Source organism: Streptomyces sp. JNUCC 63, from assembly GCF_054366325.1.
The window spans coordinates 7,696,095-7,722,448 of sequence record NZ_CM135963.1 but is presented as its reverse complement, the minus strand read 5'-3'; the positions used below and the strand labels follow the sequence as shown (position 1 = coordinate 7,722,448).

The 26,354-nt window shown below is 70.6% G+C and carries 26 protein-coding genes and 3 pseudogenes; 16 read left to right on the top strand and 13 right to left on the bottom strand.

Annotated elements, in window-relative coordinates:
- Positions 1 to 9: 9 nt before the first annotated feature.
- The 4 genes from ACX25U_RS35765 to ACX25U_RS35750 form a co-directional block, all read right to left on the bottom strand.
- On the bottom strand, positions 10 to 2,103 hold the full coding sequence (locus ACX25U_RS35765) for a recombinase family protein (RefSeq protein ID WP_454386185.1): 2,094 nt from the start codon (positions 2,101 to 2,103) through the stop codon (positions 10 to 12).
- A 64-nt stretch (positions 2,104 to 2,167) separates the two neighbouring features.
- A complete protein-coding gene (locus tag ACX25U_RS35760; protein ID WP_454386183.1) occupies positions 2,168 to 2,383 on the bottom strand; it encodes a hypothetical protein in 216 nt (71 codons plus the stop codon).
- Positions 2,384 to 2,438: 55 nt separating this feature from the next.
- The gene (locus ACX25U_RS35755; protein ID WP_454386181.1) at positions 2,439 to 2,933 is read right to left on the bottom strand and encodes a helix-turn-helix domain-containing protein; all 495 of its coding nucleotides are present in this window, start codon (positions 2,931 to 2,933) and stop codon (positions 2,439 to 2,441) included.
- A gap of 174 nt (positions 2,934 to 3,107) precedes the next feature.
- On the bottom strand, positions 3,108 to 3,365 hold the full coding sequence (locus tag ACX25U_RS35750; protein ID WP_454386179.1) for a DUF5372 family protein: 258 nt from the start codon (positions 3,363 to 3,365) through the stop codon (positions 3,108 to 3,110).
- A gap of 62 nt (positions 3,366 to 3,427) precedes the next feature.
- Between ACX25U_RS35750 and ACX25U_RS35745 the strand changes: the two are divergent.
- Positions 3,428 to 3,634: pseudogene (locus ACX25U_RS35745) on the top strand (IS3 family transposase); the annotation flags it as partial.
- A gap of 171 nt (positions 3,635 to 3,805) precedes the next feature.
- Positions 3,806 to 5,011: an IS110 family RNA-guided transposase gene (locus ACX25U_RS35740; protein WP_454386177.1), complete on the top strand. Its 1,206-nt coding sequence runs from the start codon at positions 3,806 to 3,808 to the stop codon at positions 5,009 to 5,011.
- 227 nt (positions 5,012 to 5,238) lie between these two features.
- Here ACX25U_RS35740 and ACX25U_RS35735 read toward each other — a convergent pair whose 3' ends face one another.
- From ACX25U_RS35735 to ACX25U_RS35725, 3 genes are all read right to left on the bottom strand, one after another.
- Positions 5,239 to 5,538, bottom strand: a complete 300-nt coding sequence (locus ACX25U_RS35735) for a hypothetical protein (RefSeq protein ID WP_454386175.1) — start codon at positions 5,536 to 5,538, stop codon at positions 5,239 to 5,241.
- 806 nt (positions 5,539 to 6,344) lie between these two features.
- Positions 6,345 to 7,352, bottom strand: coding sequence for a DNA-directed RNA polymerase subunit alpha (locus ACX25U_RS35730; RefSeq protein ID WP_454386173.1), 1,008 nt, complete (start codon positions 7,350 to 7,352; stop codon positions 6,345 to 6,347).
- A gap of 421 nt (positions 7,353 to 7,773) precedes the next feature.
- Entirely contained in the window at positions 7,774 to 8,163 is a 390-nt protein-coding gene (locus ACX25U_RS35725) for an ArsR/SmtB family transcription factor (RefSeq protein WP_454386171.1), read from the bottom strand.
- A 95-nt stretch (positions 8,164 to 8,258) separates the two neighbouring features.
- Here ACX25U_RS35725 and ACX25U_RS35720 point away from each other — a divergent pair, with 95 nt between their 5' ends.
- The 3 genes from ACX25U_RS35720 (at position 8,259) to ACX25U_RS35710 (ending at position 11,825) form a co-directional block, all read left to right on the top strand.
- A complete protein-coding gene (locus ACX25U_RS35720) occupies positions 8,259 to 10,235 on the top strand; it encodes a heavy metal translocating P-type ATPase (protein ID WP_454386170.1) in 1,977 nt (658 codons plus the stop codon).
- Entirely contained in the window at positions 10,232 to 10,636 is a 405-nt protein-coding gene (locus ACX25U_RS35715; protein WP_454386168.1) for a (2Fe-2S) ferredoxin domain-containing protein, read from the top strand. Before ACX25U_RS35720 ends, ACX25U_RS35715 begins: the two co-directional genes overlap by 4 nt.
- Positions 10,637 to 11,042: 406 nt before the next feature.
- On the top strand, positions 11,043 to 11,825 hold the full coding sequence (locus ACX25U_RS35710; protein WP_454386167.1) for a TSUP family transporter: 783 nt from the start codon (positions 11,043 to 11,045) through the stop codon (positions 11,823 to 11,825).
- A gap of 74 nt (positions 11,826 to 11,899) precedes the next feature.
- Here ACX25U_RS35710 and ACX25U_RS35705 read toward each other — a convergent pair whose 3' ends face one another.
- Together ACX25U_RS35705 and ACX25U_RS35700 are read right to left on the bottom strand one after the other, a co-directional pair.
- On the bottom strand, positions 11,900 to 12,508 hold the full coding sequence (locus ACX25U_RS35705) for a superoxide dismutase (protein WP_454386166.1): 609 nt from the start codon (positions 12,506 to 12,508) through the stop codon (positions 11,900 to 11,902).
- Positions 12,509 to 12,576: 68 nt separating this feature from the next.
- Positions 12,577 to 13,218, bottom strand: coding sequence for a hypothetical protein (locus ACX25U_RS35700; RefSeq protein WP_454386164.1), 642 nt, complete (start codon positions 13,216 to 13,218; stop codon positions 12,577 to 12,579).
- A gap of 905 nt (positions 13,219 to 14,123) precedes the next feature.
- On the opposite strand from ACX25U_RS35700, the gene ACX25U_RS35695 reads away from it, so the two are divergent.
- The 4 genes from ACX25U_RS35695 to ACX25U_RS35680 are packed head-to-tail and all read left to right on the top strand — an operon-like array spanning position 14,124 to position 16,952.
- On the top strand, positions 14,124 to 14,732 hold the full coding sequence (locus tag ACX25U_RS35695; RefSeq protein ID WP_454386162.1) for a hypothetical protein: 609 nt from the start codon (positions 14,124 to 14,126) through the stop codon (positions 14,730 to 14,732).
- Positions 14,729 to 15,850 carry an IS630 family transposase gene (locus ACX25U_RS35690; protein ID WP_454386160.1) on the top strand — a complete coding sequence of 374 codons (1,122 nt, stop codon included), beginning with the start codon at positions 14,729 to 14,731 and terminating at the stop codon, positions 15,848 to 15,850. Before ACX25U_RS35695 ends, ACX25U_RS35690 begins: the two co-directional genes overlap by 4 nt.
- A gap of 11 nt (positions 15,851 to 15,861) precedes the next feature.
- Positions 15,862 to 16,044, top strand: a complete 183-nt coding sequence (locus tag ACX25U_RS35685) for a hypothetical protein (protein WP_454386158.1) — start codon at positions 15,862 to 15,864, stop codon at positions 16,042 to 16,044.
- Positions 16,041 to 16,952: a hypothetical protein gene (locus ACX25U_RS35680; protein WP_454386156.1), complete on the top strand. Its 912-nt coding sequence runs from the start codon at positions 16,041 to 16,043 to the stop codon at positions 16,950 to 16,952. The genes ACX25U_RS35685 and ACX25U_RS35680 overlap by 4 nt, the downstream gene beginning before the upstream one ends.
- On the opposite strand, the gene ACX25U_RS35675 is transcribed toward ACX25U_RS35680, so the two are convergent.
- Positions 16,905 to 17,786 (bottom strand): helix-turn-helix transcriptional regulator, encoded by an 882-nt coding sequence (locus tag ACX25U_RS35675; protein WP_454386154.1) that lies wholly within the window; start codon positions 17,784 to 17,786, stop codon positions 16,905 to 16,907. The two genes, ACX25U_RS35680 and ACX25U_RS35675, sit on opposite strands and share 48 nt — an antisense overlap.
- A 212-nt stretch (positions 17,787 to 17,998) precedes the next feature.
- Between ACX25U_RS35675 and ACX25U_RS35670 the strand changes: the two genes are divergently transcribed.
- From ACX25U_RS35670 to ACX25U_RS35650, 5 genes are all read left to right on the top strand, one after another.
- Positions 17,999 to 19,015 carry a zinc-dependent alcohol dehydrogenase family protein gene (locus tag ACX25U_RS35670; protein WP_454386152.1) on the top strand — a complete coding sequence of 339 codons (1,017 nt, stop codon included), beginning with the start codon at positions 17,999 to 18,001 and terminating at the stop codon, positions 19,013 to 19,015.
- Positions 19,016 to 19,054: 39 nt separating this feature from the next.
- Complete coding sequence (locus ACX25U_RS35665; protein WP_454386150.1) at positions 19,055 to 19,465, top strand: (R)-mandelonitrile lyase; 411 nt, start codon at positions 19,055 to 19,057, stop codon at positions 19,463 to 19,465.
- A gap of 255 nt (positions 19,466 to 19,720) precedes the next feature.
- On the top strand, positions 19,721 to 20,068 hold the full coding sequence (locus ACX25U_RS35660; protein ID WP_454386148.1) for a cyclophilin-like fold protein: 348 nt from the start codon (positions 19,721 to 19,723) through the stop codon (positions 20,066 to 20,068).
- Between the two features lie 34 nt (positions 20,069 to 20,102).
- The gene (locus ACX25U_RS35655; RefSeq protein WP_454386146.1) at positions 20,103 to 21,368 is read left to right on the top strand and encodes an MFS transporter; all 1,266 of its coding nucleotides are present in this window, start codon (positions 20,103 to 20,105) and stop codon (positions 21,366 to 21,368) included.
- 44 nt (positions 21,369 to 21,412) lie between these two features.
- Complete coding sequence (locus ACX25U_RS35650; RefSeq protein WP_454386144.1) at positions 21,413 to 22,180, top strand: SDR family NAD(P)-dependent oxidoreductase; 768 nt, start codon at positions 21,413 to 21,415, stop codon at positions 22,178 to 22,180.
- Between the two features lie 96 nt (positions 22,181 to 22,276).
- Here the strand turns inward: ACX25U_RS35650 and ACX25U_RS35645 are convergent.
- Positions 22,277 to 23,457, bottom strand: a protein-coding gene (locus tag ACX25U_RS35645; protein ID WP_454386142.1) for an IS3 family transposase whose coding sequence is annotated in 2 segments (ribosomal slippage) — positions 22,277 to 23,193 and positions 23,193 to 23,457 — 1,182 coding nt in all. Because the reading frame shifts where the segments join, the coding sequence is not laid out codon by codon here.
- Positions 23,458 to 23,609: 152 nt separating this feature from the next.
- Positions 23,610 to 23,860, bottom strand: a pseudogene (gene tpg, locus ACX25U_RS35640) (telomere-protecting terminal protein Tpg); the annotation flags it as partial.
- 440 nt (positions 23,861 to 24,300) lie between these two features.
- On the opposite strand from tpg, the gene ACX25U_RS35635 reads away from it, so the two are divergent.
- Positions 24,301 to 24,549 (top strand): DUF2798 domain-containing protein, encoded by a 249-nt coding sequence (locus ACX25U_RS35635; RefSeq protein WP_454386140.1) that lies wholly within the window; start codon positions 24,301 to 24,303, stop codon positions 24,547 to 24,549.
- A 596-nt stretch (positions 24,550 to 25,145) separates the two neighbouring features.
- Positions 25,146 to 25,886 carry a class I SAM-dependent methyltransferase gene (locus tag ACX25U_RS35630; protein ID WP_175430315.1) on the top strand — a complete coding sequence of 247 codons (741 nt, stop codon included), beginning with the start codon at positions 25,146 to 25,148 and terminating at the stop codon, positions 25,884 to 25,886.
- Between the two features lie 354 nt (positions 25,887 to 26,240).
- Here the strand turns inward: ACX25U_RS35630 and ACX25U_RS35625 are convergent.
- Positions 26,241 to 26,345 (bottom strand): annotated as a pseudogene (locus tag ACX25U_RS35625) (IS3 family transposase); the annotation flags it as partial.
- Positions 26,346 to 26,354: the final 9 nt, after the last annotated feature.

Here is a 26,354-nt window from a genome sequence, read left to right as displayed (position 1 = left end):
CCGTTGTCATCACACTGCGCTCCTTTGCGATTCTGCGGATTGAGCCGCCTCTCGGGCCGCGATGCGGTCGGAGAGTTTGATGCCCATCTCGACGTGCGGGGCATCGGGGCCGGGCGGCGGGTAGAGGTAGCAGCTCTTGTCGTTGTAGGGAACGCCGTCGATCAGGCCGGCCCGGCGCCAGATTTTCACCGTCTGGGCGGTGGTGCCGACTGCGGTGGCGTACTCCTCGTGGGTGAGCAGGCCGCGGTCGCGTAGTCGCTGGTAGCGGTGGGTGAGCTGGTAGTTGTCGCGGATGTCGCGGACCAGGAGCTCGGTGAACGGGCGTCCCTTGCCGCTGGTCAGGCCCCGTTCGTTGAGGATCTTCGCGATCTCGCGGTGGGTGTGGTGGTCGAGGAGTTCGTCGACCAGGGCGACGGTGTCGGGGTGGGTCTGCCAGGACTTTCCGCCGGACAGCGGGATCGGGACGGTCAGGGTGTGGTGCTGGCCGCCGGACAGCCGGATCTGCGCGGTGATCTGGTCGGTGCGGGTGAGGGTGACATCCGTGATCAGCAGGCGGGCGATACGTTTCCGTTCCCGCATGGGGGTGGCCGGATCGGCCCAGAGGGTGTGGACGTCGGCGGCGAGTGTGGTCAGCCGGTCGCGGACGGCCTGTTCGAGCGGGGCGGCCTCGGTCTTGGCCCGCTCGTATGTCTCTTTTGCCGCGGCGACCTCGCGCAGAGCGTGGTTCCAGTCGGCCTCCAGGGTGTCGGCGACGAGCCGGTTGTCGGGATCGACGGCGAGGTAGCGGCGCCGGGCCAGGTCCGCGCGGTGCTGGGCTCGTTGGACATGGGTGGCCCGCAGCCGGTCGGCCTCGGCGGCCTGAGCGATGAGCTGGTCGCTGACTTTCAGCGCGGCGTCGACGGCGAGCGGGGTGAGGGTGTTCAGCAGGAGTCGGGTGACGGCGGTGTCGATGGCCTTGCCGGGCAGGCGTTCGCAGACGCGTGCGCCGTCCTGGATGGCCCGGGTCATGCACCGGTAGTCGGGGAAGATCTCGTCGCGGTACTGGCGATAGCCGACCGTCATCCGCCGTCCGCACTTGCCGCAGATCGCCAGGCCCTGCAGCAGGGCCGGGCCTTCGCGGGCCGGCCCTGCCTTGCGGTCCTCGCCGTGGCCGGCGGCATTGCCGGCCAGGGTCTGACAGTTCGCCTCCCACTGCGCGAAGGAGAGGTATCCCTCGTGGTGGTCCTCGATCAGCGTCATCCACTGATCACGGGGCACGGTCGCCCAGGCGAATGTGCCCTGCGCGGTCCTCGTCGCGCGCCTGCGTCCATAGACGAATGCCCCGGCATAGCAGGGGTTGTGCAGCAGCGAGAGCACCCGCCAGTGCTTGAGTGGGCCCCAGACCAGCTCGCCCTTGTGAGGGCCGGTGCGGATGCGGGCGGGAAAGGAGAGCTTGTCCCGGGCGAAGGCGATGACGACCTGTCGGGCCGAGCCCGTCGCCGCGAACAGGGTGAAGACCCGCTCGACGGCCGTGCGGACCGCCGCGTCGGGGTCCTTGACGATGCGGTCGGCATGGTCGTGGACATAGCCGACGGGCAGCGCCTGCTTCAGCTCCCCGCGCCGGGCCTTGGACAGCTGCCCGCCCCGCAGACGGGCCCTGAGCACGTGCAGTTCGGCCTCGGACATGGTGCCCTTCAAGCCGAGGACGAGGCGGTCGTTGAACGAGCGCGGGTCATAGAGCCCGTCCTCGTCCAGGATCAACGTCCCGGTCAACGCGCAGATCTCCAGCAACCGGTGCCAGTCGGTGCTGTTGCGGGCCAGTCGGCTCACCTCAAGGCCGAGGACGATCCCGGCCCGGCCCAAAGACACCTCCGAGACCAGGAGTTGGAAGCCGTCCCGGCCCGTGGTCGTGGCCCCGGACTGACCCTGGTCGGTGTCGATCACGGTGATCTGGCCCTCGTTCCAGCCCAGTGCGACGGCCCGGCCCCGCAGTGCGTACTGCCGGGCGGTGGACTCGGTGTTGTTGACGACCTGCTTGAGCGAGGACTGGCGCACATACAGATACGCACCCCGCCGCAGATGATCCGCGGTGACCTTTCCCCCGCCGGACGGCTGTTCCTGCACGACGTACTTCCTCTCGAGCGCAACACTCCAGGTGACGGTGACGGTGACGGTGACGGTGACGGGCTCAGGGCGGCAGGCCGTGCCCGAGGACGAGCGAGGCCAGCACGTGCACGAGCTCGGTGCCGAGATCGTCGGCGACGTCGCCTGCGAGCGCCGGCAGCCGATCGGGCTGCTGCCCGCCTGGGCCGCGGACGGCCTCCATGGCCCGGCTCCAGGCGGCCATGCCTGAGCGGACCAGCACCGACCAGCCATGACGCCAGCCGCCGCCGCGTCCTTCCACGACCGCGGAGCGCAACTGTTCGTAGCTCGCGCAGACCCGTGCCCCGGCGGCCGCGTCAGCTGCGGGGACGTATGTCCTCCTCCCGGCTGCGGCCCTCGCGCCTGCGGGCCAGTGCCCGCTCGATGGAACGCGGATGCACCTGGACGCCGAACTCCTCGGCCACCGCCGCAGCCAATGCCGGCGCCTTGAGGCCTGGATCGGCCTGCAGCAGGGCCTCGACATGCTCCATCACCGGCTCGGTCAGCTTCCTCGGCCCCTTCGGCCCGGGCTTGCCCGGCACCAGCGCGGCCGGCCCGCCCGCGTCCAACGCGGCCGCGATCGCATAGAAGCTCTGACGGCAGAACCCGAAGGCCGCCGCCGCACGGGCGACGGGGACCTTGTCGACGCGGACCCGGCGCACCATCTCGTACTTCACCTGCACCAGATCGCATGGATCCAGGAACGACGAAGCGGTGAAAGCCTCGTCGACCACCGCTTCGGGACGCGGATTGAGCGTCCGCGACTCCCGCAGAGCGCGGATCTTCACCGCACTTCCCGTCGCTGCCGCCATGACCGCCTCCCCTCTCCAGCCCTGTCACCAGGATTCGGACGGACCGGATCGCAGCCAAGCCCTTTGTGACCACCGGCAGGAGCAAAAGCAGCAGGCCAGCGCACATTCCACGGTTGCACACGCCCCCGACCGACACCGCGAGCGCCCTCAAGCACGGCACGAACCCCGCGACACTCACGGCGTGATCTCCCCGACACCACGGCGCCGGTCGATCAGCGCGGCCAACGCGACCAGATCCTGCGTCCGGAACGGACAGCCGCCCTGGGCCGCGACCACGAACGCGTCCACCGGCGCCACCGACGTCCACTCCGCCGGGATCCGCGACCGGCCACCCGCCTCGTCGAAGTAGTACACCCGGTCCCCGCGCCAGCACCGCCGACGCTCGATGAACTCCAGCTCCACTCCGGACAGGGGATGGAACGGGTGCGTCACCCGCACCCGACCTCCGTCTTCAGAGTCGGGAACCGAAGCAGTCGACGGATCATGCCAATGCCGTCAGCGAGGCGTTCAACAGCGTGCTCAAGGTCGAGTACGTCCACCGGCACACCTTCGCCACCCGGGCCGAGGCCCGGCTGAAGATCGCCACCTGGATCACCGGCTTCTACAACACCCACCGACTACACAGCGTGTGCGGGTACCGGAGCCCGATCGACTACGAACATGACCACCGAGCCGACTCCGCCCTGGAGCTGGCCGCATAGAAGATCTCCACAGTTCGAGGGGATTGACATGTCACCGGGCCGGGAGGCACCGGTAGACCGCTGATGGGGGCACGAGCGCCGGCCCGTCCGGCAAGGCTCTGCGTAACGTGGTTGCCGGCAGCTGGTGCCACGTCGAGGCCGGGGCGGCATGACCTTCCCTGGAGGAAGCACGTGATTGACACCAGCGACATCGGCATCCACCTCGGACTGGACGTCGGCAAGGGCGAGCACCACGCCCACGGGCTGCGACCCGACGGGAAGAGGGTGGTCGACAAGCCGCTGCCCAACAGCGAGCCGAAACTGCGGGCCATGCCGGAGAGGCTGACCGCAAGGTACGGCACCGTGCTCGTGGTCGTCGGCCAGCCCGCCTCGATCGGCACCCTGCCGCTCGCGGTCGCCCGCAACGCGGGCTGCCAGGTCGCCTACCTGCCCGGGCTGACGATGCGGCGGATCGCCGACCTCTGCCCGGGCGGGGGCAAGGCCGACGCCCGCGACGCGGCGATCATCGCGGGCGCGGCCCGCACGATGCCGCACACGCTCCGCTCGATCGAGCTGGACGACGAGACGGTCGCCGAGCTGCACAGGATCGTGGGCTTCGACGACGACCTGGCGGGCGAGGTCACCCGGGTCGCCAACCGGCTGCGCGGCCTGCTCACCCAGATCCACCTCGCGCTGGAGCGGGTCCTGGGCCCGCGCATCCAGCACCCGGCCGTGCTCTGGCTGCTCGAACGCTTCGGCTCCCCGGCCCAGATCCGCAAGGCCGGACGCCGCCGGCTGATCACGATCCTGCGGCCCAAGGCCCCGCGCATGGCCGAGCGCCTGGTCGAGGACATCTTCACCGCACTGGACGAACAGACCGTCGTCGTCCCCGGCACGGACGCGGCCGCGGCCGTCGTGCCCAAGCACGCCGCGAACCTCTCCTCGCTGCTGGACCGGCGCAGACAACTCGCCTCCAGCATCGAGGACCTGCTGGAGGCCCACCCCCTTTCCAGGCTCCTGACGTCGATGCCGGGGATAGGCGTCAGGACCGGAGCCAGGATCCTCATCGCCGTCGGCGACGGATCCGCCTTCCTCACCGCCGGACACCTCGCCGCCTACGCGGGCCTGGCTCCCGTCACCCGACGGTCCGGGGCCTCGATCCGGGGCGAGAGCCCCTCCCGAAGAGGCAACAAGCACCTCAAACGGGCCTTCTTCCTCTCCGCGTTCGCGGCCCTGGCCGACCCCGCGTCCCGGGCCTACTACGAACGCAAGAAGGCCGAGGGGAAGCGCCACAAACAGGCCCTGGTGTGTCTCACCCGCCGCCGCGTCGACGTCCTTTTCGCCATGCTCCGCGACGGCATGTTCTTCGAACCGCACCTCACCCCCCAAAACGCCTGAACTGCGACAGAACAACCGCCCCGCTCCTTGACGAAAGAGATAGGGGCACCCCCGGACAGCAACGGATCGAAGAGCACCGCCGGAAGCAGCAGGGTGAGGGGAGCCGACTCCGGGGGCACTGGCGCGGTGGGGACGAAGCCGTGCGGCTCCTCCACCCGGTACGCCCACGACCGCTCGGTGCCCATCGCACCGGGCCCGTCCCCGTGCGGAGCCCCATGCGCCACAGATCACGCTGCGTCGATGTCCGACCGGGGCCGGACCTCCACGATGAAGTCCGCCTCCCCCACGTCGCCTGCCTCGTCGTGCCAGAGGAAGACCCGCACGTGCATCGCGTGATGGAGGCCGCTCCTCTCCCACTCGGTCATCAGCTCGCCGACGATGCAGCCGAGGGCGTACCTGGCGCCCTCGGTCGAGTCGGGGGCGGTGATCGCGCCCTGCCACCGTTCGGGGTCGCTGCCATAGGGGCGCCAGCCCTCGGAGCCGTGCGGCTCGAACACCCGGTACACCCAGTCCGTCTCGGTGTCCATAACACCGATCCTGTCACCGGGAAGCCCCATCCGCCGCATCGGATCCACCCACGCCGAGCGGCGGAAGAGCCCCGGCAAACGGGCGGTGCTGCTTCCTGCCGGGCTTTGGACGGCGGCGAGGTGACCAGCCGGGGCCGCCACCACGCCGGGGCCGCCGTTTCCGCCACCGGGGCCGCCGGTGCAGCCGGTGCGGCCGAGCACGGCGCCAGGCGGGCCGCAGTCGTCCGGGGGGATGGCGAACACCCCGAGGCCCGATCAACCACACCGTGTCGGACTCGTTGCAGATGCCGCCGCCTCCGTCTCCGCCCGCGGCCGGGGCGGTGCTGTGGTCCACCGTGGAGCCGGCCAACGTGACACAGCATTTCCGTCGGAGCCGGGCCACGTCACCAACACGCTGCCGTGCTGCTCACCGGTGAGGGCGATGCGGGCGCCGGGCATCCTGCCGCACTCCCCACCCACCCCGAGAACCCGCGGCGGGCGCTCTCCCCGCTCCCTCGGGGCGCTGTGCCTGACCAGGCAATATGCATCGAACAGCCCCCCTCGGAGTGATCTCCGAGGGGGGCTGTTGCGTGCCCCGGGGTGCCCACGGGGAACAGCGCGTCGGGCGGCCTTCTCGGCCGCACCCGGGGGACGGAAGGCTGGACACGGCAGCGATGGCGGCCGCCTTCACCCTCCTGATCAGGCGCGGAGGGCTCGGGCGCCTGCGTCTTTGCCGGTGGGCCCCTGGGGAGCCGGGTGCGGTCGACCGGTGCCCATCGCCGGCCCCTCCGCCCTCCTGGCTCCCCCGCGACCCGGCGGCGCAGCGTTCAGTACTGCTCGAAACCCGTGCTCGCGTTGTCGTCCGCGTCGAAGGCAGCGGCGGTCGGGTCGAATCCGGGCGGGCTGTCCTTGAGCGCCAGGCCCAGACCGGCCAGCTTCGCCTTGACCTCGTCGATCGACTTCGCACCGAAGTTGCGGATGTCCAGCAGGTCCGCCTCGGAGCGCGCCAGGAGCTCACCCACCGAGTGGACGCCCTCCCGCTTGAGGCAGTTGTAGGAGCGGACGGTGAGCTCCAGCTCCTCGATCGGCAGCACCATGTCGGCGGCCAGGGCGGCGTCCGTCGGGGACGGGCCCATGTCGATGCCCTCGGCGCCGATGTTCAGCTCGCGGGCCAGACCGAACAACTCCACCAGGGTCTTGCCCGCGGAGGCCACGGCGTCCCGCGGACGCATCGCCTGCTTGGTCTCCACGTCGACGATCAGCTTGTCGAAGTCGGTGCGCTGCTCGACACGGGTGGCCTCGACCTTGTACGTGACCTTCAGCACCGGGCTGTAGATCGAGTCGACCGGGATGCGGCCGATCTCCTGGCCCGCCTGCTTGTTCTGCACGGCGGAGACGTAGCCGCGACCGCGCTCGACGGTCAGCTCCATCTCCAGCTTGCCCTTGCCGTTCAGCGTGGCGAGGACGAGGTCGGGGTTGTGCACCTCGACACCGGCCGGCGGCGCGATGTCGGCGGCGGTGACCAGACCCGGGCCCTGCTTGCGCAGGTACATCACCACCGGCTCGTCGTGCTCGGAGGAGACGACCAGCTGCTTGATGTTGAGGATCAGGTCGGTGACGTCCTCCTTGACGCCCGGCACGGTGGTGAACTCGTGCAGAACGCCGTCGATACGGACGGACGTGACCGCCGCACCCGGGATCGAGGACAGGAGCGTACGGCGCAGGGAGTTGCCGAGGGTGTAGCCGAAGCCCGGCTCCAGCGGCTCGATCATGAACCGGGAGCGGAACTCGTCGACGACCTCTTCGGTCAACGAGGGACGCTGAGCGATCAGCACGAGGTATGACCTCCAGTGTGTGGCGCCCGCCGTGTGACGCCGTAGACACCACGAAGGGTACGGGCGGTTCGGCCCCCTGGGCGGCCGAACCGCCCGACCCCGCCCGTCTCGGTCGCCCCGGAGGGCGACCGCCAGCATCGCGCCCCGGGAGGCCGACCCCTCCGCCCACAAGCGTGAACGGCACCAGGTCACCGACCCGCCAGGGTGTTTCAGTCATCCAGCCGTTTGCAACAACTCATGAAACATGATCGCCGCAGGTGGGCCGCCGGGCGGCCGCCTGTTTCACAGGCGACCCACCTATGAAACGCGTCGAATCGCTCGATCCATCGTTCGGCGGCATGTTCCTGCTGATGATCTCTCTGTACTTCCCGGAGGAGACCACGCTGTCGGCCCACGATGGCCGCCTGGTCGACGCGGCTGCTCATCGCCGGGTCGCGGCCGGCGCCGCCGCGGAGGCGGGGGCGTCGCGCAGGCCGAGCCGCAGGTGCTCCACGTGGAAGAGGGCTTGCTCCAGGAGTTCGGCGACGTGGTTGTCGTACAGCGAGTAGACGATGGAGCGGCCGTGCCGTTCGCCGGAGACCAGGCCCAGGTTGCGCAGCAGGCGCAGCTGGTGGGAGCAGGCGGAGGCTTCCATGCCGACGGCGTCGGCGAGGTCGCCGACGGCGCAGGGGCCTTCCTGGAGGCGGGCCAGGATGTACAGGCGTGAGGGGGTGGCCAGGGCCTGGAGGGTCGCGGCGACGTCGGAGGCTCCTGCCGCGTCCAGTCGCTCGCGCGGGGTGGCGTTGTTCCTGTCGTCGGTTCCGTGACCCATGGCACCCATCCTAGCGGTGACACATGAAGACCTGTTCAGATATTCCTGTACGGTGGTGGCCGGTTCCCTGCCCGCCCGTGAAGGGTTGCTCTGTCATGTCCTCTGCCTTGGACCAGCGGCCCGCGCCGGCCGCCGCCGGGCCGCGTCCCGCCCTGCCGCGGCGCCGCACGCGGGTCCTGGCGCTGCCGGAGGCCCGGTGGGCGCTGGCCGCGCTGGTGCTGTTCCTGCTCGCCCTGCCGCTGTACCTGCTGGGTGCCCCGGGGTGGCTGTGGGGGGCGCTGTTCGCCGCCACCTACGTCACCGGCGGCTGGGAGCCGGGCTGTGAGGGCCTGAAGGCCCTGAAGGACAAGACGCTGGACGTGGACCTGCTGATGGTCGTCGCGGCGCTCGGCGCCGCCGCGATCGGCCAGGTCCTGGACGGTGCGCTGCTGATCGTCATCTTCGCCACCTCCGGCGCCCTGGAGGCGATCGCCACCGCCCGCACCGCGGACTCCGTGCGCGGCCTGCTCGACCTCGCCCCCTCCACCGCGACCCGGCTGCTGCCCGACGGCGGCGAGGAGACTGTCCCTGCCGAAACCCTGACGGTCGGCGACACGATCCTGGTGCGGCCCGGTGAGCGGGTCGGCGCCGACGGGCGGGTCCTGGAGGGATCCAGCGACGTCGACCAGGCCACCATCACGGGTGAGCCGCTGCCGGTGGCGAAGCAGTCCGGGGACGAGGTGTTCGCCGGCACCGTCAACGGCACCGGCGCCCTGCGCGTGCGGGTCGAGCGCGACCCGGCGGACTCGGTGATCGCCCGGATCGTGCAGATGGTCGAGGAGGCCTCCGAGACCAAGGCCCCCACCCAGCTGTTCATCGAGAAGATCGAGCAGCGCTACTCGATCGGCATGGTCCTCGCGACCCTGGCCGTCTTCGCGATCCCGCTCGCCTTCGGCGACGAACTGCAGGCCGCCCTGCTGCGGGCGATGACGTTCATGATCGTCGCCTCGCCCTGTGCGGTGGTCCTCTCCACCATGCCCCCGCTGCTGTCCGCAATGGCCAACGCCGGACGCCACGGCGTGCTCGTCAAGTCCGCCGTCGTGATGGAACGCCTGGGCCAGATCGACGCCGTCGCACTCGACAAGACCGGCACCCTGACCGAGGGCACCCCACGCGTCACCGACATCCGCCCGCTGCCCGGCAGCGCCCTGACCGCGAACGAGGTACTCGCCCTCGCCGCCTCGGCCGAGCACCCCAGCGAGCACCCGCTGGCACGCGCCGTCGTCGACGCCGCCCGCGAGGGCGGTCTGGTCCTGGCCGACGCGGGCGACTTCACCTCCGTCCCCGGTCGGGGCGTCACCGCCACCGTCGCCGGCCACACGATTCGGGTCGGCTCCCCCGCCCGGCTGCTGCCCGCCGGCGCCGACCCGGCCCACCGGAAGGCGGTGCGGGAGCTGGAGGACGCCGGGCGTACCGCGGTGGCGGTGCTGCGCGACGGCGCACCGGTGGGAGTGCTTGGGATCGCCGACCGGCTGCGGCCGGACGCCGCCGCCACCGTCGCCGCCCTCACCCGCCTGACCGGCCGCATCCCGGTGCTGCTGACCGGCGACAACGAGCGCGCCGCCCGGCGCCTGGCCGCCGAGGTCGGCATCACCGACGTCCGCGCCGGGCTGCTGCCGCAGGACAAGGTCACCGCCGTGCGGGAATGGCAGGAGCAGGGCCGCAGGGTGCTCGTCGTCGGCGACGGCGTCAACGACGCCCCCGCGCTGGCCGCCGCCCACTCCGGGATCGCCATGGGCAAGGCCGGCTCCGACCTCGCCCTGGAGACCGCCGACGCCGTCGTGGTCCGCGACGAGCTGGCCACCGTCCCCACCGTCGTGCACCTCTCGCGCACCGCCCGCCGCCTGGTCCTCCAGAACCTGGCCGTTGCCGGGGTGTTCATCACCGCCCTGGTCGCCTGGGACCTGACCGGCACCCTCCCGCTGCCCCTCGGCGTCGCCGGACACGAGGGCTCCACCGTCATCGTCGGCCTCAACGGCCTGCGCCTGCTGCGCGAGGCCGCCTGGACCCACCCCGCCAAGGACACCGCATGAGCAAACGCACCCGCCGTGCCGCCCCCGCGACGGGGGCCACACGGCCCACCATCACCGTCTGCCGCGGCTGCTGCTGCGGCACCCCCAAGATCGGCGGCCTCGACCACACAGCCCAACTGCGCGACCTGCGCCAGGCCGTGGACGGCGCCGCGACCGTACGGGTCACCGGCTGCCTCGGCGCGTGCGAACGCGCCAACGTCATCGTCGTCCAGCCCTCCACGGCCGGCCGCCAGAACGGCGGCGCCCCCGTCTGGCTCGGCCTGGTCAACGACCCCGACGCCACCACCGACATCACCACCTGGGTCACCAACGGCGGCCCCGGCCTCACCGACCCGCCCGGCATCCTCGACCTCTACACCTTCCGGCCCTCCCGCCGCGTCCGCGCCGAACTCCACGACTGACCGGCCCCTCCGGGCCAGGCGCCGTCGCATCCGGCCGCCCACCCACAGGCCCCCGCCCCGGTGCACCACACTCGGTACACGCTCCCGGGCCTCGACCGGGGCGGCGTGCGCCGCGGCGAGCGTGTCCGCCCGAGGGGCGATCGCCGAGCCCACCCGCCCGCTCGCCCCCGGGCGGACAGCAGACGCTGACGGCCCGGCAGACGGGTTCCCCACCGGGTGCGGTGCATCAGGACGCGCACCCGCCCGCCGCTGGCTTTGTTCACGCGTTTGGGTTTGGACAGCGGTTGTTCATCGCCTCGGGAGACGGTTGGATCGGGCCGGGGTCGATGTTCACGAGAGCGGGAGGCACCCAATCCGGAGCCTGCTCCGGGGCGTATCGGGGTGGTGATCTCTCAAGGGGGCTGTGGTGGCGTGGCCGACGGGGTTGCTCGGGTTCGTTGCCGGGCTCCTGATCTCGGTGGCCACCTCGCCCGTGGGCGTCTCCGGAGCGGTCTTCCTGCTGCCCGTGCAGGTCAGCGTCCTGGGCGTGCCGAGCCCGGCGGTGACACCGACGAACCTGCTGTACAACGTCGTGGCCGGCCCCGGCGCCCTCCTGCGCTACTGGCGAGCCGGGCGTCTGGGAGGACCGCTGACCCGCCTGCTCATCGCGGGTACCGTGCCCGGCGTTGTCATCGGTGCAGTGATCCGTGTCTTCGCCGTTCCCGGCCCACGGGTCTTCCGCCTCCTCATCGCCGCGCTGCTGCTGCCGCTCGGGCTGTGGCTGTGGCTGCGGACCGTGCGCCCGGCCCCAGCCCGCGCCACCCGCCAGCCGTCGCTCCGCGCGACGACGTCGCTGGCCCTGGCCGTCGGCGTCGCCGGGGGCATCTACGGGATCGGGGGCGGCTCCCTGCTCGGCCCGATCCTCGTCGGCCGCGGAGCGCCGGTGGCCACCGTCGCGCCCGCCGCTCTGGCCTCCACGTTCGTGACGTCCGTCGTCGGCGCGATCACCTACGCGCTGCTCTCCCTGGCCGCCACGGGGGACGTCGCTCCCGACTGGCTGCTGGGCCTGTCCTGCGGGGTCGGGGGCCTGGTCGGCGGCTACGTCGGCGCCCGTCTCCAGCCGCTCCTGCCCGAGACCGCGCTTCGGCTCCTGCTCGGCACCCTCGCCGCAGGCATCGGCGCGCTCTACGCGGTCCACATCCTGCGCTGACCGCGCATGGCGCCGAACGGGCCGGGACCGCGCCGCCGCGTCCCGGCCCGCCGGTGGCCGTGCCGGTGCGGTGGTCAGGCGCCGGCCGCCGCGGTGTAGCGGGCGGCGACGTCCTCCCAGTTGACCAGGTCCCACAGCTTGGTGACGTAGTCGGGGCGGACGTTCTTGTACTGCAGGTAGTAGGCGTGCTCCCAGGCGTCGAAGACGAGCAGCGGGACGCTGCCCTGGCCGACGTTGCCGTGGTGGTCGTAGACCTGTTCCACGATCAGGCGGCGGCCGAGCGGCTCCCAGGCCAGCACGCCCCAGCCCGAGCCCTGCACGCTGGTGGTGGCGACGGTGAGCTGCTTCTTGAACGCCTCGAAGCCGCCGAGGTGTTCGTCGATCGCGGTGGCCAGGGCTCCGTCGGGGCGGTCGCCGCCGTCGGGGGAGAGGTTCTGCCAGAAGATCGAGTGCAGGACGTGGCCGGAGAGGTTGAACGCGAAGGTCTTCTCCAGCCCGACCAGGCCGGTCGGAGTGATCTGGTCCTTGTCGCGGACCTCGGCGATCTGCTCCAGGGTGTCGTTGGCGCCCTTGACATAGGCGGCGTGGTGCTTGGCGTGGTGCAGCTCCAGGATCTCCGGCGTGATGGCCGGAGCGAGAGCGGAGTAGTCATACGGCAGATCCGGAAGCGCGTAGGCGCCCATCAGGTACCCCTTTCCAGGCGGTGATCGTCGGGAGCCAGCTTGCCCTTATTGCAACCTACTTGCAACAGCTATCTGCATGCATCAACATGGCATGGCGGGGTCGGCCTGTCAGCTTTCGGTAGCACGGCACCAAGCACGGTGCGTCCTTCCCGAGAGGTGATCGTCTTCTCACCCGGCACCCGCCGGTCCCGGCCGGCCCCGCCTCCGCACCGCAGGACGCGCTCAATCCCTCCCGCAGGGGCCGCCCTCCACCGTTGCACCCCCGCAACCCGGACGGCCACCAGCAGGGCGTGGATCGCGTACCCGGCCTGGCCCCTCACCGCAGCCCACGGCTGCACGTGCCCGTGCAGGGCGAACACCGCATCGGCGCGCCCGCTGCCACGGAGAAAGGCGCCGGCCACCGGCAGCGCCGCCTCCGTCGACCACGCGTTCAGCGGTCCGAGCCCGTCCGGCCGCGCGGACGGCTGCGTGTCGGCAGGCGGCGTCCGGGCGGGGACGAGCTGGTGCTGGCGCACGACGGGCAGCGTCGGCTCGGGCGGGGTCTGCAGAAGCGCGGCCAGGACGTCGGTGACCGCCCGGGCGTGCTTGGCGCCGGACGCGGCGGCGGCCTTGGCGGTGCCGCCCATCTCGCGCGGCTCGCGCTCCAGGACCACGGCGGCGACATCCAGCCCGGCCGGGGTCAGCGTCCACAGCCTCTCCGTGACCCGCACCCCGTCCTCGCGGACCCGAACCGCGCTGCCCGACGAGATCCGCCAGCTCCTCGTCCCCCAGGTCCTTCAGCCCGCCGCGCACGGTCACCAGCCGCCGGGGCAGGTAGGCGCCCCGGCGATGAGGGGACATTGGCGACGCAGTGCACCACGCGGTGCCCTCGGGAACCAGTAAGGGAATCGGTCGCCTGAACGGGCAGCACGACGTCCGGCCCGCGCCTCTCGGTGCTGGTACCGACGCGCAGGTCACAGCGGGTGGTAGCCGGAGAGAAGTCCACCGCCTCGCACGCACACGACACGCGCGCCCTGGGCCCGGGCCGGAGCACCCGGCCGGGGCGGTGAAGAAGAAGATCCCGGCGGCGGGGAGAATCGGGCGATGACCGACCGCCGCCCGCTGGGCACCGGACCCGTCCGCGCCAACGTGTCCCGCACGCGAGACACCGACCCGCCGCCCGCGCTACGCGCCCAGCTCGCCGCCGAACGCCTGCCCGACGCCCCGGCCGCCGGCGACCCGATGCCCGCGCGCCCGGTCACCGGACGCCGCGCCCTGGGCGCCGGCCCCGGCAGTGATCCGCAGCCGCCCACAGCCGAATGCACAGCTGCGCAGCCTTGTGGTCGGGTAGCCGGATCACTGAGCCGAAGCTCAGGAGTTGTCACCAGTGGGACCGGCTGAGCTGGTGAACCGGCACGGCCGAAGCAGCGCGGTTGTCACCAACGAGGCATCCGACTTGTCACAGTCACTCATTCAGCAGTCTTTCTGCCACCAGAAACGAAGATCGGGAGCCTGAGGTTCTTCGCGGCGCTTCGATGAGCTCATGGCCGCTACACGTGCTGGGTCGGGAAGGGTAGTCGAAGCCGCTGACAGCGGGTCCGTTTGGTCACATCGGTGCAGCTGGGAGGACCTTTTCGTGCCGACGGCCGTCGACGCGGGCAGGTCCGGCCTGGATCTGGGCGACGGCTGGACGAGACGGTGGACGGTCTCGTGGCGGGCCGGTGGGGACGATGTGTCCTGCTCGGTGCACGATCTCGCACAGGAACCGGTGCCGACGAGCGATCCGATGCGGCACTTCACCTGGCGCCGGGACCAACGGCACCGTCCTGGCCTGCAGTTCCTGACCAGTACCGGCCGGCACCACGGCGCGGAGAGCCTGGAGGAGAGCCGGGTGCTGCTGGCCCTGGACTTCGCCGGCGAGGTGGTGGACGTCGTCTCGCAGCCGCTGAAGATCTCCTTCGGGACCTGCGGGAAGCGCCGGGCCCACACCCCTGACTATCTCGCGGTGACCCGCCGCGGCGTCTGGCTGATCGACGTACGCCCCGAGCCCCTGATCAAGGAGCCGGACCGGGAGTCGTTCGCCGCGGCCGCCGAGATGGCCGTCGCCTGCGGCTGGCGCTACGCGGTGGCCGCCCGCTGGCGCGAGCACGCCTTCGCAGGGCTGGACGCGCTGGCGTCGCGGCGCCGGCTGAGGTCCGATCCGCTAGTGTCCTGCGCCGGTAGTCCGTCGTTAGATCGTGTATGAGTTCTTCTGCCGGGGTGCCGGTGCCGCGTCGTGGTCCGAAGCTGGAACCGCTGCTGCTGGGCGATGACGAGCGTGCCGTGCTGGAACGCTGGACGAGGCGGGCGAACTCCGCCCAGGCGCTGGCGTTACGGGCGCGGATCGTGCTGGCCTGTGCGGGCCCTGGCGTGCCGCCCATCGTCGAGGTGGCCCGCAACCTGCGGATTTCCGCGGACACCGTGCGCAAGTGGCGGCGGCGGTTCCTGGCCGAGCGGCTGGACGGCCTGGCCGACGAGCCCCGGCCGGGCCGGCCGCCCACCATCGGCGTGGACCGGGTGGAAGCGGTCGTGGTCGCCACGCTGGAGGAGATCCCGAAGAACGCCACGCACTGGTCACGGAAGTCGATGGCCGAGCACAGCGGCCTGTCCAAGTCCACCGTCGGCCGGATCTGGCGGAGGTTCCAGCTCAAGCCGCACCTGACGGACACCTTCAAGCTGTCCACGGACCCGTTCTTCGTGGAGAAGGTCTACGACGTCGTCGGGCTGTACTTCGACCCGCCCGAGGGCGCGGTGGTCCTCTCGGTGGACGAGAAGTCGCAGATCCAGGCCCTGGACCGCTCCCAGCCGGTGCTGCCGATGATGCCGGGGATGCCCGAGCGGCGCACCCACGACTACGTCCGCAACGGCCTGACCACGCTGTTCGCCGCGTTCGACGTCGCCACCGGCGAGGTCATCAGCGCCCTGCACCGCCGGCACCGGGCGGCGGAGTTCAAGAAGTTCCTGATCCGGATCGACAAGGAGGTGCCCGCGCACCTGCAGATCCACCTGATCTGCGACAACTACGGCACCCACAAGACGCCCGCGATCAGGACGTGGCTGGCCAAACACCCCCGCTTTCACATGCACTTCACCCCGACCGGCTCCTCGTGGATCAACCAGGTCGAGCGCTGGTTCGGGTTCCTGGCCGACCAGAAGATCCGCCGCGGCGCACACAAGAACGTCCAAGCCCTCGAAGCCGACATCCGTGCCTGGGTGAAGAACTGGAACGAGGACCCCAGGCCGTTCATCTGGACCAAGACCGCCGAGGAGATCCTTGAGTCCCTCGCCCATTTCTGCCGACGGATCTCCGGCGCAGCACACTAGGGCTTCGGCCGGTGCTGCTGGCCGAGGCGGCGGGCGGGCGGAGGTTCGGCGAGCTCGCGGCGGCCACGGGCTGCGAGCCGGTCGCCCGGGCCCAGTTGCTGCACCTGCTGTGGTCCCGGCAGCTGGGCGTCGACCTGGCCGGCCCGCTTCAGGACCGCTCGCTCGTGATGCCCGCCGGGGAGGCGGGCCGGTGATCGCGACGGCCGTGCTGGACCTTTCCCCTGGCGCCGGGCTGGTGTTGGACGGGACGGAGTGGACGGTCGAGCGGCGCGAACCGCACCTGGGCCGGGTGCAGTTGGTAAAGGACGACGGCACCCGCGAGCGGGTGACCTTCCGGTTCCTGGCCAACCATCCGCAGTGCCGGCCGTCGTCGCGAACGTCGGCGGCGGGGGCCGACCGGGGCCGCCAGCACAAGGCGCCCGAGGACCTGAAAGCGGACCGGCTGGAGCTGACCGAGCTGCGGATGGCCCACCTGCTGGAAGTGGCGACCGGGTTCCGCTCCGGTGACCCGTTCCACCCGGGCCTGGGCGAGCCGAGAGCCGAGTACGACCCGGCGACGACGACGCTCACCGAGCGCCGGCACGCGAAGGTGGCGGAGCTCGCGGCCCTGGACCCTGCTCACGCGAAGCTGCTGGGGCTGAGCTCGGTCGGCTACCGCACGCTGATCCGGTGGGAGAACGCCCGCCGCCGGTTCGGGCTGGTCGGCTGCGCGGACGACCGCTGGCTGCGCCGAAGCGGCGGAACCCGGACGGTTTCCGAGCCGGTGCGGGAGGCGGTCCTGGCGGTCCGCGAGGAGACGAAGCGGATGGCGAAGGTGTCGATGCGGACCAAGGACCGCATGATCCGCCAGTACGTCCACGAGGAGTTCGGGCCCGAGACGAAGGTGCCCAGCTACGACAGGGTCTGTCCAGTGACACACCGTACAGACCCGCTGAGCACGCTTGAGCGCGCTAGGTGGCGGCTGAGCGCCATAGTTGGCGCGCAGGGTAGTGCCCAGCTCATCCCGATCAGGTTTCACAGAGTGGCGGGAGGCCCGCTGCTCCGGCGCGCGGTGTCAGCCACCGGAGTGTGGTGTCAGGGGCTGGGGTGTGGCCGCCCATGAGGCGAGCAGGCGTAGGCCTTCTTCGGAGGGTGAGCCGGGTTCGGCGGTGTAGATGGTGAGGGTGAGGCCGGGTTCGGCGGCCATTTCCAGGCCTTCGTAGGCGAGGGTGAGGTCGCCGACGGTGTGGTGGTGGAAGCGTTTGGTGCCGGTGCCGTGGCGGCGGACGTTGTGGGCGCCCCAGCGGGTGCGGAAGTCATCGCTGCGGGTGGAGAGCTCGCCGACGAGGTCGTGGAGATCTTTGTCGTGGGGGTTGCGTCCGGCTTCGGTGCGCAGGATGGCGACGGCGATGTCGGCGGCCTGGTCCCAGTCGGGGTAGAAGCGGCGGGAGGCGGGGTCGAGGAACTGGAAGCGGGCCAGGTTGGCCTGGTTGCCGGCCGTGGCGTAGACGTCGTCGTAGAAGGCGCGAGCGAGCTGGTTGGTGGCGAGGAGGTCCATGCGGCCGTTGCGGACGAAGGCCGGGCCGGCTGTGACGGCGTCCAGGACCCACTGCAGGCTCCGGTGTGCGGTCCAGGTCCGGGTGGTGCGGCGACGAGGCCGGGTGAGCGCGTCGGAGCCGTCCGCGGCCTGCGCCAGGTGGAGCAGGTGGGCGCGTTCGGCGTCGTCGAGCTGGAGGGCGCGGGCGACGGCTTCGAGTACGGCAGGTGAGGCGCCGGCGAGGTTGCCGCGCTCGAGCTTGGCGTAGTACTCCACGCTCACATCGGCCAGGGCGGCGACCTCGCTGCGGCGCAGGCCCGGCACGCGCCGGCGGTTCCCGGAGGGCAGGCCGGCCTGCTCGGGGGTGATCTTCGCTCGCCGCGAGGTGAGAAACTCGCGGACCTCTGCTTGGTTGTCCACGCTTTCGACGGTACGTCCCGCCCGTGTCCACAGGGATGTACTGGCAGTACACCCCTTGATGGTGTCTCGCTACGGGTGCGAAGAGCGGGTTACCTGGATGACGTGGTGCTTTCCGCCCGGTCATCACGACGGGAACTCGCATCTGGCCCTGCACTCGGCGACGGCCCCGGCATCCGGGATCGCACGCCTCGGCAAGCAAAGGAACCTCTCCCATGCGCGGAGCAATGATCTACGCCCCCGGCGACGTCCGCTTCGAGACCGTGGAGGACGCGAAGATCCTCAAACCGACCGACGCCGTCATCCGTACGGCCGTGACCTGCGTGTGCGGCTCGGACCTGTGGCCCTACCGCGGTGCCGAGCCGATCGGTGACCCGCACCCGATGGGCCACGAGTACGTCGGCTTCGTGGAGGAGGTCGGCTCCGCAGTCACCTCGGTGAAGCCGGGCCAGTTCGTCGTCGGCTCCTTCGCGACCTCGGACAACACCTGCGCGAACTGCAAGAACGGCTTCCAGTCGAGCTGCCTGCACCGCGAGTTCATGTCCACCTGCCAGGCCGAATACGTCCGCATCCCCAACGCCCAGGGCACCCTGGTCGCCACCGACGAGGTGCCGGACGAGAAGTTCTGGCCCGGCCTGCTGGCCGTGTCCGACGTCATGGGCACCGGCTGGTGGGCTGCCGACGCCGCCGAGGTGAAGCCCGGGTCGACCGCCGTGGTCGTCGGCGACGGCGCGGTCGGCCTGTGCGGCGTGATCGCGTCCAAGGAGATGGGCGCGGGGCGGATCATCGCCATGTCGCGGCACGAGACGCGGCAGAAGCTCGCCCGGGAGTTCGGCGCCACCGACATCGTCACCGAGCGCGGTGAGGAGGGTGTCGAGAGGATCAAGGAGATGACGAACGGGATCGGCGCCGACTCCGTCCTGGAGTGCGTCGGCACCGCCGAGGCCATGAGCCAGGCCCTGCACTCGGCCCGGCCCGGTGGCAACGTCGGCTTTGTCGGTGTCCCCCATGAGGTCGCAATCGACGGGCAGGAGCTGTTCTTCTCCCACGTCGGCCTGCGCGGCGGCCCCGCCCCCGTACGCCGCTACCTGCCCGACCTCATTGACCGGGTCCTGACCGGCGCGATCGACCCGGGCAAGGTCTTCGACCTCACCCTGCCCCTGGACCAGGTCGCCGAGGGCTACCGGGCCATGGACGAGCGCCGCGCCATCAAGACCCTCCTCAAGCCCTGACCCACGCCCCTTACCCCGCCACCCGTACAAGGAGCTTTCGTGCAGATCACCCGTAGCTCGATCGACACCGTCAAGGGCCCGGCCGACTGGTTCACCGGCGACGTCTACATCGACGCCGTCGCCGCCGCGCCCGAGCCGTCCCGGGTCACCGCGTCGCTGGTGCACTTCATGCCTGGCGCCCGCACCCACTGGCACCGCCACCCGCTCGGCCAGACCGTCTTCGTCACCGAGGGCGTCGGTCTGTGCCAGCGCCGCGGCGGACCGGTGGAGGTCATCCGCCCCGGCGACCGCGTCCTGTTCGAGGCCGACGAGGAGCACTGGCACGGCGCCGCCCCGAACCGGCTGATGGTGCATGTGGCCATCAACGAGGGCGACGACGACCACGCCGTCGTGCACTGGCTGACCCCCGTCACCGACGAGGAGTACGCAGTCGCCCCAGCCACCGGCTGAAACCCGGCGCCGCGCCACCACGCCCTGCTGGCGCCCATCCCCGGCACTGCCGCGTGCGCAGCCCGGCAGCTCATCCGACCCAGCGGAGTTTGGAGAGACAGGCCCGTGCTTCGCGCCTTCCTTCGCACTGTCCTGCTCGCCGTCCTGATCTGGCCCATGACAGCCTGCAACGATCAGCCGCCGCCTGCTGCGCCGTCCCCGCACCCGTCGGCTACGACGCGCGAATCATCCGCACCGTCCCACAGGAACAACGCCATGCGCATTCGCCTGACGATCGACGGCCAGCCGGCCGACGGCACCCTGAACGACAGCCCCGCCGCTCGCGACCTGGCCGGCCTGCTGCCGCTCACGCTGAAGCTGGAGGACTTCCACGGCACGGAGCGGATCGGCTATCCGCCGCGCAAGCTCACCACCGACGGCGCCCCCCAGCCGTCCGCGGCCAAGGCAGGCGACCTGGCCTACTACGCGCCATGGGGCAACTTGGCCATCTTCTACCAGGACGGCCCTGCCCCCTCGGCCGACCTGCTGATCCTCGGCCACCTCGACGCCTCCGTCGAGCAGCTGGCCAAGGCCGAGCGGATCACCATCGAGCCCGCCACCTGACCACCCCTTCTCCAAGCCTGGAAAGAAGTTCTTCATGCCCCACCCCGCCGCTCCGGCGCCGGGCAAGCTGCCCTTCGTCGTGTGGATGCTCGCGGCCGGCACCTTCCTGATGGGCACCACCGAGTTCGTCATCGCCGGGATCCTCCCGGACATCGCCCCCGACCTGGGCACCAGTGTCTCCCACGCCGGACTGCTCGTCACGGCCTTCGCCGTCGGCATGATCCTCGGCGGGCCGACCATGGCCCTGGCCACCCTGCGCCTGCCCCAGCGCCTCACCCTCGTTCTCGCCCTGACGGTCTTCGCCGCCGGTCACATCCTCGCGGCCCTCACCAGCTCCTTCACCGTCGTCCTGGCCGCCCGTTTCGTCACCGCGCTGGCCACTGGGGCGTTCTGGGCCGTCGGCTTCGTCATCGCCACCGCCGCCGCCGCCGGACCGGCGAACGCCACCCGGGCCGTGAGCGTGATGATGGGCGGCCTGATCCTGGCCAACGTCGTCGGCGTCCCCGCCGGCTCCCTGACCGGACACGTCACCGGCTGGCGCGGACTGTTCTGGGTCCTGGCCGCCCTCGCCGCCCTGGCCGCCGCCGTCATCGGACGCTTCCTGCCCCGCACCCCGCAGCGCGCCCAGGTGTCCGTCCGCGACGAGATCCGGGCGCTGCGCCAGGGCCGTCTGTGGCTGGCGCTGGCCGCAGCCGTCCTGATCATGGGCGGGGTCCTCGCGACCTACACGTACATCACCCCGCTGCTGACCGACCGGGCCGGCATCCCGGCCGGGGCCGTGCCGCTGGTCCTGGTCGCCTTCGGCGCCGGCGCGCTGGGCGGCACCGCGATCGGCGGCCGGTTCGGCGACCGGCGGCCGATGGCCACGACGATCCCGGCCGCCGCAGCGACCGCGCTGGCCCTGCTCGCGCTGATCCCGCTGTCCACCACTCCGGCAGCTGCCGTCACCCTGATCTTCCTGATGGCCCTGACCGGGTTCACGATCAACCCGGTCGTCACCGCCCTCGCGGTCCGCTTCGCCGGTGACGCGCCCACCCTGACCTCGGCGCTGACCACATCCGCCTACAACACAGGCATCGCCGCCGGCTCCACGCTTGCCGGCCAGGCCCTGGCCTCCTCTCTCGGCGTGACCGGCCCCGCGCTGATCGGCGCCCTCTTCACGGGCCTGACCCTGCTGCCGCTGATCGCCCTGGCCACCGCCGCCCAGCGGGGGACGACCCGGATCGTCACCCAGAACAGCCCCGACGCTCAGATCCCGGCACCACGGCAGACCACTGAAGCGACATCGACGCGGTCCTGAATCCATCCGGCCATCTGGCACCCCGTCCACCAGGAGAAATCCCCGTGAACCCCACCTACGACTTCACTGGCCAGGTCGCCTTCGTCACCGGCGCCAGCTCCGGCATGGGCCTGGCCGCCGCCCGCGCCTTCGCCACCTCCGGCGCCGCCGTTGCCCTTGCCGACGTCAACGAGGCCGCGGTGCACGAGGCGGCCAAGGACCTCACCGACGCCGGGCACCAGGCCCTCGCCCTGGTCTGCGACGTCACCGACGAGGACCAGGTCGCCGCGGCCGTTGACCGCACGGTGGCCACGTTCGGCCGTCTCGACATGGCCTACAACAACGCCGGCATCCAGATCCCACCTGCCGACGCCGCCGACGAAGGCGCAGACCAGTTCGACCGCGTCCACGCCATCAACCTGCGCGGCGTCTGGGCGTCCATGAAGCACGAACTGCGGCACATGCGCGAGCAGGGCAGCGGCGCCATCGTCAACTGCTCCTCCCTCGGCGGCCTCGTCGGCCTGCCCGGCCGCGCCTCCTACCACTCCTCCAAGCACGGCGTGATCGGCCTGACCACCAGCGCTGCCCTCGAATACGCCCCGCGCGGCATCCGCATCAACGCCATCTGCCCCGGCACCATCGACACCCCCATGGTCAGCGACATGATCGTCAAGGGAGAACTCGACCGCGCCGAAGCCGAAGCGAACCAGCCCATAGGCCGGCTCGGCACACCTGAGGAGATGGCCCAGGCCGTCCTGTGGCTGTGCAGCCCCGGCGCCAGCTTCGTCATCGGCGTCGCGCTCCCCATCGACGGCGGCTACACCGCCCAGTAACCACCCGGCGCAGCTCGGCGGTGCGTTCGGGATGGGCTGAACTTCACTACGTCTGAGGGGCTTCGCGTTTCCCGGACAGGCTTCTGACCGTTTATTTCACGCGGCGATTCGCAACTTCTCGTACTCGGCGTGAACTTCGAACGGAGGGCGGTAACCCACCGCCGAGTGGAGGCGTTTGCGATTGTACCAGAATTCGATGTAGCGAGTGATGTCCTGCCGGGCGGCCTCGCGGGTCAGGTAAGTCACCCTTGATACGCGCTCGTTCTTCAGGGCGCCGAAGAATGATTCGGCCATGGCGTTGTCGAAACAGATCCCGGTGCGGCCGGCAGATCTGCGGAGCCCGAAGCGGTCCAGCGTCCTCCCGAACTCGGCTGACATGTAGTTACTTCCGCGATCCGAGTGAAATATTGCGTCGGCCGAGAGGTTCCTGTTCCGTGCCGCGTTACGGATCGCCCTGGATATCAGTGGTGTTTGGTAGTGGTCGTCCATCGCGTAACCGATGACTTCCTTCGTGCAGCAGTCGATGACCGTTGCGAGGTACAGCCAGCCTTCCCCGGTCGCGATATAGGTAATGTCACCGACGAGCTTCTCGCCGGGCGCATCCGCGGTGAAGTCGCGGCCGACGAGGTCCGGCACCTGGCCGGCCGCAGCCTGCGTGAGGTTGAACCTCTTCGGCTGTGGCAGGCAGGGCACCAGGCCCAGTTCGCGCATGAGGCGGCGGACCAACTCCACGCCCGCGGCGACGCCCCAGCGGTGCAGCTGGGCCTGGATGCGTCGGTGCCCGTAGGTGCTGTCGGACATGTCGAAGGCTTTCTCGATGAGCAATTTCAGTTCTTCGCGCCGCTGAGCTGTCGCGGATTCCGGGCGGGATCGCCAGTCGTAGTAGCCGGATCTGGAGACGCCGAGTCGGCCGCACATGAACTCGACGCTGTATGCGTACTTCTCGGTGTCGAGTCGCATCTCGTCGATGAACTCGTACTTGCTTGCTACCGGGGATCCTTCGCGAAGTACGCTGCGGCTTTTTTCAGGAAGGCAACTTCCATCTCCAGCTCGCGATTGCGTCGTTCGAGTTCCTTCAGGCGCGCCCGCTCGTTCACCGTCAGTTCCGCATCGGGGGCCGGTTCCTGCTGCTTCTGGTACTTCTTTACCCAGCCGCGCAGTGTCTCCGAGTTCAGCTCAAGCTCCCGGGCGACTTCGGAGATCGTCTTGCTTGACCTCAACGCGATCTGGACGGCTTCCTCACGGAACTCCGGCGAGTACTTACTGGGTGGCGCCACTTCTTCCTCGTTTCCCTGTTCAGGACAACTCTATTGGGTGCCTGTCCGGAAACTTCGTGGCCCCTCAGTCAGTGACAAGAAGGTTGCCTAGATGACAATTATCGTGCTTCGGCTCATCACACTGACGGGTCTGGACGTCCTGCTCGTCCCTGCTACAGGTCGAACTCCACGTGCTCGACGTCCGTGAACTCCACCTCCAGGCCGGTCGCGCGGCGGCCCCCGTCGCGGAAGTAGACCTCGCCGAGCGCTTCGGCCGCGAGGTCACGCAGCTGCTGTTCGCTGGTACCGCGATCCTGGGCCTCGAAGAGGCGGGCCGCGTGGTGCGGGGCGGGGCGAGGGTGAGGTGGCGGATGCGGGCGTCTTCGGTGGTGCCGGGTGCGGCGGTGAAGCCGGAGCGGGCGCGGGCTGCCTGTGTTCATACGGGCGGTCACGGGGTCTGGGCCTGGGAAAGCGGCGGTGGTCAAGGGGTGATCGCCTGGGAAAGCGACGTGTCGGTGAGCAACTTGGCCCCGTACCTGTTTCCGAACTCCGGAACGGGACGTCTCCAAGCCCCGTGCCTCTCGGTACGCCTGGCGCACGGGCGGGTTCAGTCGGCCTGCACGGCGGACGGGCTGCGCTGGGGTTACGGCGCGGCAGCACAGGTCCGCCAGCCTCCGAGATCCGTTAACATGACTGGGCCTAGAAGATTCAGGCTGGTGTGGTTATTCCAGCCCTCGCACCCCTGTGAGATGCAGTCGCACCCGACGGTGCGAACCCGAGGCGCAGCCCAACTCCCGCAACAAGGCGGTCGGCGGCGTCAGTGCGAGCATCGAGGGCGCCGTCGTCCCAAACATGGAACGGACGATGAGCAAGAAGAGCATCCTTCTCACTCAGGTCATCATGACCTTCATCATGGCTGCGACGATGTCGGGCATCATGGGCCTCATTATCACGGGACCGTCCATGCAGTGGCTGGCCGGATGGCCCAGGCAGTTCATCATCGCGTGGCCCATCGCCTTCGCCGTCACGATGGTCGCCTGGCCCGCGTCGATGGCACTGAGCAGTGCGATCCTTAAGTCCCGCAAGGGCAGGCCTGCCGCCGACGAGGCTTGACATCTACGCCACCGAGCCGGGCCCCTGGACCAAAGTCTCCACGGAGACCTTGGCTCCTGTTCCAGGTGCACCGCCTGCCCCGATGGATCCGTTCGCGTTCCCGTCACCGTGACTGTTCAGCGAACGGCGCAGTTCCCCGAGGGACTCGTCCCGTGGTTTTGACCTGCCTTTCCGGATTTCGGAAACAGGTACTCAGGCGGCGCCGGTGGCGGTCAGGACGACCGGCACGGCACCCGCCGGGCCTTGACGGCAGCGCGGCAGGGGCTGGCGCGTCGTCGGCCGCCGACGGGTGGCGGCTTCTTCGGCCGGCGCCCGTCGGCGGCCGGGCGGGGCGGGCCCAGGCAGCTTCGGCGACGCGCCGACAGCGGCCGGCAGCCAGCCGGCAGGGCGCTCTGCAAGGTGTTCTGCAGGGCGCCTCACCGGTCCGGTCCTGACGGACAGACCCGCACGTCACAGGCCCGGTCAGGGGGGGCCGGGCACGCCGACTAGGGCTCGTCCGGCGGATCATGGGCCGAGCCAGGGCCGGACCGAGGCGAGGGCCGGCCAGTGCCCTAATCGTGTTGACCGCCCCCGGCAGGCAGTGCTGGAGTCGGCACGTGGACAGCATCCCCGCCAACCGGCGGCTCTGGAACCAGATCAGCAGCGCCTACCAGCACGAGCACGACCCGCAAATCGGCGCCACACCCCGGCTGTGGGGCATGTACTCCATCCCCGACGCGCACCTGCACGCCCTGGGCGACGTCACCGGCAAGCGCGTCCTCGAACTCGGCTGCGGCGCCGGCCAGTGGTCCAGGGCGCTCGCCGCCGAGGGCGCCACCGTGGTCGGGCTCGACCTGTCCGAAGCCCAACTCGCCGCAGCGGCCCGCGCGATGGGAGCAGCCCGCTACCCGCTAGTGCAAGGCGCCGCCGAACAACTCCCCTTCGCCGCCGACAGCTTCGACCTGGTGTTCTGCGACTTCGGTGGGCTCAGCTGGGCGCCCCCGCACCTGGCCGTCCCGCAGGCCGCACGCGTCTTGGGCCGAGGCGGGCGCCTGGTGTTCAACGTCGCCAGCCCATGGTTCGAAGCTTGCTACGACGAAGCCGCCAGCCGCGTGACCACGACGCTGCAGCAGGACTACTTCGGGCTGAACACCATCGCCGAAGACGACGGCGCGACCAGCTATCAGCTCACCTACGGCGACTGGGTCAAGGTCCTGCGCGGCGCGGGTCTCATCATCGACGACCTCATCGAGCCGCGGCCCGAACTCGGAACACCCAACGGCTACAACGAAACCGACCCACCCGACTGGGCACACCGCTGGCCGGCGGAACTGCTCTGGGTAACCCACAAACCGTAAGTTCCGCCGGACAGGCCCTAGTTCCCCGGGAGACCCCGCCGCGGCGGCTTGCCCCACAACTTGCCTCAGTCGACCGGGCCGGGCAGGTGAAACCGCAGATCAGGCCAGGCGGTCAAGGGGCAACGGACGCTCCGACTACTTCCCCACAGCGCCCTCTGCGGCAGTCCGCCTCGAGGAACCGCCGGCCTTCGGCACCCGCCGCCTGGTCCCGGTCGCCGACGTCGTCCCGGACAACGCCCCTTGTACGGCGCGGTCCAGGCCGTCTCCGACGAGACCCACGGGAGTCTCCGTTCATGACCGGCTGTGGGGGCCACTGAGCGGCTGAGGTTGATCCCCGGGAGTGGACACCGGGTTTCATGCGGCGAGCGACAGCGTAGTTGATGTAGTCAGCTGCTGTTCGAACTCGATCGGTGTGAGGTAGCCGAGGGCGGAGTGCCTGCGGCGCCGGTTGTAGTAGGCGGGCCTTCC